The organism is Dermacoccus abyssi (assembly GCF_003515945.1).
Lineage (GTDB): Bacteria > Actinomycetota > Actinomycetes > Actinomycetales > Dermatophilaceae > Dermacoccus > Dermacoccus abyssi.
On record NZ_QWLM01000052.1, the window covers coordinates 1 to 1,334 of the forward strand.

A 1,334-nucleotide genomic window follows, 5' to 3' on the forward strand; every position below is an offset into this window, starting at 1 on the left:
CTGTCCCGCGTCAAGTAGTTGGCAGGATTTCCTTGGTTTTGAATGTCGGGGTGGTGGGGTCGGCCAGGCCCAGGTGCACCTCCTTGGGCCGGTTCCATGAGATGGCCTCGTGGGGCCGGAGCTCGTTGTACTCGATCCGGTAGTCTTCGGCCCGCTCGGCGAGCACGATCGCGTCGTCAATCTCGTCCAGGTAGAGCCGTTCGTACTTCAGCGTGCCGAAGCCGCGTTCACGGGACCCGTTCTGCCCCGGGGTCTTCACTCGGGTGCGCACGTGGTGTAGCTCGGGGTGGGCGGCGATGAAGGACTCGAAGCGGAAGGACCGGAACGGCCCGCCGTTGTCCGTCACGATGGTCACCACGGGCAACAGCTCACCGGTCTCGGGATCGACCGGGCAGGCCTCGACCAGCGGGTGACCGAACATGGCCTCGTAGTCGGCCAGGGCCAACTCGATCGCGTCGATCGCGTCGTGCTGGTTCCCGGTGGGCGAAACGTGGAAGGGGTGCTCGTACTTGGACCAGTAGTCCCGGCACCCGGCCAGCCGCCAGGTCCCTCCGGTGGTGGTCTCGAACTCGCTGAAGTCCAGCTGCCAGACTTGGTTCGGGCCTGAGGGCTCGGTGGCGAACGCGGCCTTGCGCCGCTCGGCCAGCTTCCGTCGCTCCCGTTGGTACTGCGCGGGCAGAATCAGCCCCTCGTCGCGCAGGATCCGCAGCACGGTCGCCTCGGAAACCACATGCCCGTCGTGGCGGACCATTGCCCAGATCTTCCGATGCCCCCACGCCGGATGGGCCAGCGCGTGCTTGACCACCAGTTCCCTGGCGGCCTGCCGTCCCGGTTGCGGCCACGGTCCCTTCACCGCCGTCCCGGTGCGGGCCTTGGCCTGCCAGCGGCGCCAGGTCCGCTCGGGCATGTCGAAGAGCTGGCAGAACCTCGCGGTCGACATGCCCGCTTCCACGCGGATCACCTCGAGGTCCTCGAAGGGCCCAGCCGGCCCTCCGCGGACTTCTTCCACACCCTGGCTTCCAGGTGTGCCTCGCCCAAGGCCTGGGTCAGCTCGGCGACCTCGGACTCCAGCTGTTCCTCTCGGGAGGATGGTCCGGACCTGCCGGCCACCAGGGCGGTCTTGCCGGCTTCCAGGAACTCGGCCTTCCACCGTCCGATGGACTGCTCACTGACCTTCTCCTTGCGTGCTGCTTCGGCGATGGACATCTCGCCGGCCAGCACGCTCAGCACTATCCGGGTCTTCTTCTCCGCCGGAATCGAGGGTGGTCTACCCATGTCTGACTCTCCTTCAGGACCTACATAACGGCCCTGCCACTAAGTCTGACGCGCGACAC

Annotated in this window: 2 protein-coding genes; both read right to left on the reverse strand. The window is 66.9% G+C overall.

Annotated elements, in window-relative coordinates; translation table 11 throughout:
- Window positions 1–10 precede the first annotated feature (10 nt).
- A complete protein-coding gene (locus D1832_RS15060) occupies window positions 11–961 on the reverse strand; it encodes an IS3 family transposase (RefSeq protein WP_010080478.1) in 951 nt (316 codons plus the stop codon).
- Complete coding sequence (locus D1832_RS15065; protein WP_118915199.1) at window positions 958–1,275, reverse strand: transposase; 318 nt, start codon at window positions 1,273–1,275, stop codon at window positions 958–960. Before D1832_RS15065 ends, D1832_RS15060 begins: the two co-directional genes overlap by 4 nt.
- Between the last annotated feature and the right edge of the window lie 59 nt (window positions 1,276–1,334).